This is a genomic window from Paenibacillus sp. OV219 (assembly GCF_900110075.1).
GTDB lineage: Bacteria > Bacillota > Bacilli > Paenibacillales > Paenibacillaceae > Paenibacillus_Z.
This window is the reverse complement of the sequence record NZ_FOCJ01000029.1, coordinates 1-5,996: the sequence shown is the minus strand read 5'-3', so window position 1 is coordinate 5,996 and position 5,996 is coordinate 1. Positions and strand designations below refer to the sequence as shown.

The 5,996-nt window shown below is 48.2% G+C and carries 4 protein-coding genes; all 4 read right to left on the bottom strand.

Annotation, left to right across the window (positions count from 1 at the left end; translation table 11 throughout):
* Positions 1-104: 104 nt before the first annotated feature.
* The 4 genes from BMY11_RS28280 to BMY11_RS28265 all read right to left on the bottom strand — a co-directional run bounded on the left by BMY11_RS28280 (position 105) and on the right by BMY11_RS28265 (position 5,739).
* Entirely contained in the window at positions 105-3,212 is a 3,108-nt protein-coding gene (locus tag BMY11_RS28280) for an efflux RND transporter permease subunit (RefSeq protein ID WP_090583846.1), read from the bottom strand.
* Between the two features lie 447 nt (positions 3,213-3,659).
* Positions 3,660-4,838: a chromate efflux transporter gene (gene chrA, locus BMY11_RS28275; protein WP_090583842.1), complete on the bottom strand. Its 1,179-nt coding sequence runs from the start codon at positions 4,836-4,838 to the stop codon at positions 3,660-3,662.
* A 73-nt stretch (positions 4,839-4,911) separates the two neighbouring features.
* Entirely contained in the window at positions 4,912-5,145 is a 234-nt protein-coding gene (locus BMY11_RS28270) for a hypothetical protein (protein WP_090583840.1), read from the bottom strand.
* 105 nt (positions 5,146-5,250) lie between these two features.
* On the bottom strand, positions 5,251-5,739 hold the full coding sequence (locus tag BMY11_RS28265) for an immunoglobulin-like domain-containing protein (RefSeq protein ID WP_090583837.1): 489 nt from the start codon (positions 5,737-5,739) through the stop codon (positions 5,251-5,253).
* Between the last annotated feature and the right edge of the window lie 257 nt (positions 5,740-5,996).

Below are 5,996 nucleotides of genomic sequence, written 5' to 3'. Positions count from 1 at the left end.
AGGAATACAGCCAAACCAATTAGTCCATATCCATACTGTTCGAGCCATGTCGTCCAATCCCACACGGATACCCCTCCTCTTCCTGTAGTTTTAACCCAAAATAATCAGTTCATCCGATTTACTGCATCCGCGTTTCGTACAGCCTTGCCCTGCATCCATTCGTAAATAATCGGAATCACGACAAAGCTGTTGAGCGTGGACGTGATCATGCCGCCAATGACTACAATACCAAGCACTTGTGAAATGACGGTATCCGAGCTATGTGATAACGCCAGCGGGATCAAAGTCAGAACGGTCGTGCCCGCAGTCATGAAAATCGGACGAACCCTGGAGAGGCTGCCGTGCACGACGGCTTCTCGAAGTCCCATGCCTTCCCTTCGATTTCGTTCGATTTTATCGATGAGAACAATTCCGTTCGTAACCACGATTCCCGTAAGCATCAAAACGCCGATGAATGCAGCGAGATTCCATTGGCCATGAATAGCGTACAATGCGAGCACGATACCTGACAAGGCAAGCGGAATGCTGATCAGTACGGCCAACGGTGCTTTCCAACCTTTGAAAACAAAGCTGGTGATGAGCAGCACGAGCAGAATGGAAATAATAACCGCGATCGTAATTTCAATGATCATTTGCGACACTTGTTGGGTGATGCCGCCAAGCGAATACGTTACTCCGTTCGGGAGCTTCATGTCTTTCAAGGACTGAGTGACTTCTTTTGACACATTGCTCATGTCGCTTGAAGTGATCTGAACTTGTACGACGGAGAACGGTTGTCCGTCGCGTTCTTGAATGGAAGACACAGCGTCGCTTTTCTGAATTGATACGAATTGGTCCAAACGATAAGTTTGGCCGTTATTTCCGGTTACATTTTCAGCTGCCATCGAGGCCAATACTTGTGCAGGCGTATACACCGGTACCATATTATCGTTCATAACGCCTGTCTTGACGGTATCGATATACACGTCGACTGGAATGTTACCTGCAGACGTTGAAATGTCAAAGTCTTTTGCTTTGGACGTGTAACGCGCCAACAGTTTATTGATGTCATCAGGTTTAATGCCAGCTTGCAGCGCCTTATCTTTATCAATCGTGATCGCATATTTCGGTATCCCGTTTGTAAGATCTGTTTTCCCTGTAACGCTCAACCCTTGAATAGTAACCAGCTTCGTACGGACTTGCTGAGCCGTGTTTTCCAGCGTAGTTTGATCGGCGCCGGTTAACATGATATTGATCGTGGAATCATCGCCAGCGATGTTCTGATTCGTTACCGTAATCGCCGCGTTATTGGCCACTTGATTCAAATCGGATTGCAGTGCCGGTATGACGGCAGTAACATCCTTTTTGTTTTTCAACTGGACGGACAGATTCGCCACGTTCGGCTGTTGAATGAATCCCCCGCCTTGGTCAAAGACGTCGTCTGCCGTCGGTGTGAAAGTCGAGCCGAATGTAGCGGAAAAGGATGCGATTTGGGCATTGTTATGCAGGACACGCTCTACATTCTTGACTTCCTTGTCTACTTCGGACAATGGTGTTCCTTTCGGAAGTTCTACTTTGACGGCGATCTGACCGCTTGCCGTGCTTGGCAGCAGGCTGAACGGGAGCTGTGATGCGAATACCCCCGCGACAACAAACAGAATCAGCGAGATGCTGATAACGGTTTTCTTGTGCTTCAACGCGGATTGAAGAAGCGGCTTCATGAAGGGTTCGAGCGTGACCGCCTCCGCCTTCGATTCTCTCCAGCCCATATAAGCGAATGCAGGTATTACCAACATGGCGACGAGGAAGGATACCGCTAAGGCAATGACGACCGACCAGGCAAAGCCGGAATAAGATGCACCGATGATACCGCCGACTAAGGCAATAGGTACGTATACGGCTACCGTGGTCGCGGTAGAAGCAAAAATGGCCGGAAGCATCTCGACCACAGAAGAAGACAACACGCCCAAAACCGGCTTGTCTTTGTTTTCCTGAACCCGTCTATACATGTTGTCCAAAATCACGATCGCATCGTCGACGATTCGGCCCATTGCGACAATAAGTCCAGATACGGTCAAGATGTTCAGCGTGACTCCCATTGATTTCAAAATCGCTGTCGTAGCAAGCAACGAAATCGGAAGTGTGACCGCAATCAATAGCGTAGACCGTACATTTCTGAAGAAGAACAGCACGCAGAGCATGGAGAACAGGCAGCCCAGTAACCCTTCACGAACCAGTCCCAATAACGAACCGTTCAGGTCTTGCGCGCGGTCGGTTTGCAGCGTCATCGCGACATCACCACTTTGAACGGCCGAAATGCCAGCTACGCGTTCTTTTACATGTTTAGCTACATCCGTGATGGTTGCCGTTGGCGTCTTAATCACATTGACCATCACGCTTGCTTTGCCATTCGTTCTTGAGACGGTTTTCACATCGGTTAGGGATTGAGATACCGAAGCAATGGCCGATAAAGGGATGCTGTTACCATCTTTGTTCTTAATCGCAAGATTGTTCAGCTGCTGCTCCGTGAGATCCCATCCTTCGACTCGGATCGGGAACGAAGCTTTAACATTGGCAATGTTTCCTTGCAGGCTGGGTACGTCTGCTGTGATGGATTTATTGAAATCGTCCAGCGTCAAGTTATTCGCCACGAGATCTTTCATGCGCAGGACGACAACATAGCCTCTGTTTGCCCCGCCGATGGTTTGGACATCCGATACGCCGGGTACGGATTTCAATTGCTTGACGATGTCGGTTTGCAAGGTGGATTCCAGCGTTAGATCATCAACTTTGTTGTTATTGGCCGTTAGACTGTAACTCAAGATCGGAAACGTGCTCGACGTTAATCGGGTGATGGCAGGTTTGTTGACCCCATCGGGCAATACCGCATCATTCAATGCCTGTTTTAGCGAGTCTTGCGCTTTACTCATATCGTAATCCATGGGATAGTAGATATTCATTAAGACACCTCCGTCATATGAGGTTGTCTCCAGGTTGGTTATTCCGTTGGTCTTGCGGATGGCATCCTCGAGAGGTGCTGTAATATCCTTCTTTACTTGATCCGCCTGGTAGGATGAAGCACGCAGCGACACCATTAAAGTGGTGTTATTGATGCCAGGTAGGTAGTCTCTCTGCATTTGTAAAGCCGAGACTGCCCCCCAGCCCAATATAAGCACAACGCAAACTAAAATGATGGTCGATCTTTGCATGACTGATTCGATAATCCGTTTCATGATTGAAGTCTCCTCTCCTGTCTATATAGGGAAAGACTTCGCTTTGGGCTAAATTGTTCATCGACACAAATAATAATTTCTTTAATCGTGTTGTTGAGTGTAGAGCACGTGGATGAGACTATACTTCTTTGATACACCTTCGCCTTCAGCATTCTCCATTTCCAGCGTATGACACGACGTATTCATCGACATCTCGTTTACCACATTGATCCATGAGTCTGAATTCACACATTGAGAAACGCATCCATACCTTAAGACGGTCTATTTATACGTTGCCAATAACTCCGCCACCTATTGCTTCGTTTTCCTTGAATTTTCAATTCATAAAAAAAGCACCCATTTTAAGGGTGCACTACAGTTTTCATTAAACGCTGCCAATGTCTATAACTTTATGTATAAGGTCTAATACTTTATTGTTCAGTCTTATACTTTATTTTCAAAGAACATCTAGATGTACTGCACTGCCAAGCCGCCAAGCGTCGATACGGCGACGACAACCCACGGCGGCATCTTCCAAACCGTCAGCAGCCCGAACGCTGTCAGCGCCAGGGCAAAATCGGCCCCGGATCGGATGGCGCTCATCCAGACGGGATCGTAGAGTGCAGCCATCAGTATGCCGACAACGCCGGCGTTAATGCCCGAGAGCGCCGACCGAAAGGCCGGCTTCGTGCGGATGACGTTCCAGAAAGGGAGCGATCCCGCGACAAGCAAATACGCCGGTAGAAAGATTGCGACTACCGCTAGCAGGGCGCCCTCGATGTTGTTCGGAGTGGGCTCGGATACGAAGCCGAGGTACGCGGCCAGCGTAAATAACGGGCCGGGTACGGCCTGCGCCGCGCCGTACCCGGCAAGAAATTGATCTTCGGTCATCCAGCCCGTCGGTACGACGCTTTGCTGCAGCAGCGGCAGTACCACGTGGCCGCCACCGTAGACGAGCGCGCCCGCCCGGTAGAAGCTGTCGAACAGCGCGAGTCCGTGGCCCGTCAAGGCGACATGCAGCAGCGGGAGCGCCAAGAGCAGCACGCCGAACGTCGAAAGGAAACATGCGCCGGTCCGGCGGCTGATCGTGGACAGTAGGGGTTCGTATATGCGCGCGTCATCAGCGCGCAAGCAGCGCCAGCCAATCAGCCCCGACGCCGCGATAACCCCCGCCTGAATGAATGGCGAAGGAATGGACAGCGCCGTGATGGCGGATGCGATCGCAATGGCGGCCGTCCCTTTCCCGTTCGCCAGCTTAGCGGCCATGCCCCAGACGGCCTGCGCGACGACGGCGACCGCGGCAATCATGAGTCCGTGCAACCAGCCCGTGTCACGGACATCCAGTCCTTGCAGCACGAAGGCGAAAGCGATCATGAGGATGAATGACGGTAATGTGAAACCGACCCAGGCGAGCAGCCCGCCGAGCAGACCGGCACGTCCGATGCCGATCGCAATGCTTACCTGGCTGCTCGCCGGTCCAGGAAGAAACTGGCAGAGCGCGACCAGATCCGCGTAACTCTCCTCCGTAATCCACCGGCGCCGCTTCACGTATTCCTCGCGAAAATATGCCAAATGCGCGATCGGCCCACCGAAAGACGTCAGCCCGAGGCATAAGGATACCTTCAATACCTCCACCAACCGATTCATATAATACTTCTCCTCCTGCGACGATAAGCTCAAAACTCAACCTTAATTATGCCATGGATTTGTTCGTTCCGTGTTAAGAAGGCAGAGTTTTCGAAATCGTGCCTGACTGGAATGAGATCAAGTTCTTGTCAAAATCTAAAAAAAGATGCTTCCTCCCGAGGGGCATCTTTTTTAAAACTTCTCCTGCCATTTCTTTTTCAGATACATGTTTTTTGAATTGTGATTTAATCCAAGTATTATTCTGTTTAGATATATATTGTTCTGCATTAATTAATAGCTCAACTAATTCTAGTTTCGTCAATTGCATGTATCTTCCCTTAATTCTCTCTATATCACGATCAGTTTTTATATTCTTATAGTTATTGTCCTCAAATTTACAATTCTGGTTAGTTCAGCACCTATTTCTACCTAATTATTTCAACGTAAAAGGATCGCTTACCAAAAATATTTGCGGTTCAGATTTTTCACCAAGACGTATACGCTTCACAACCCGGTACTTACCCGCTAGCAGATATTTTAGAATGATGGGGTTATCCGTATAATGGCCGCCCGGTTTCAAGACAATTCCAATAGAATCATATGCGTAATTGTCTAAAGTGATTGTCTCCCATTCACTATTTACCGGCGTTTGGATCTTAACCTCATTAGTTCCCAAGGAAACATGTACGTCGGAATTATTCGTGACGGTAATACCAAGCCTATCACCTTGTTCATAAGCCGACTTATCTAATGTAATCGTTATTTTCATGCTTTTCTGAAGATCATTTAACGGATAGTACTCCTCGACTAGCGTTCCAATCGAGGGTTCGATAATGTTGTTTGATTGGTTCGATTCGGTCTGTTCAAGCGAGCATGCTGTTATAGAAATCGAGATTAGAACAAGTATCAAAAATGTCTTCATCCTAACCCCCCTAGTATAACAGCTTAAAATTCGGCTTATCCCCTGAGAATATTTCTTCTATTAGTACCCATTTAGTTTTACTTCCCTCAACTGTAATGTCTCATTTGATCTTTCTCCGAGTTCGATTGTCCCCCAATTGGGCGGTAATAGTAACCTATACCACTCGTTAGCTCAATTACCTTTGTTAACATGACTTATTCTACTGAGATTTATTAAGCTGTATATGAAAATGAATAAAGACCCCCATATAATAAAAG

Bases quoted from the DNA above. Each gene is read 5' to 3' on its own strand.
- BMY11_RS28270 (WP_090583840.1), bottom strand. From the start codon at position 5,145: ATGCAATTGACGAAACTAGAATTAGTTGAGCTATTAATTAATGCAGAA.
- chrA (WP_090583842.1), bottom strand. From the start codon at position 4,838: ATGAATCGGTTGGTGGAGGTATTGAAGGTATCCTTATGCCTCGGGCTG.
- BMY11_RS28265 (WP_090583837.1), bottom strand. From the start codon at position 5,739: ATGAAGACATTTTTGATACTTGTTCTAATCTCGATTTCTATAACAGCA.
- BMY11_RS28280 (WP_090583846.1), bottom strand. From the start codon at position 3,212: ATGAAACGGATTATCGAATCAGTCATGCAAAGATCGACCATCATTTTA.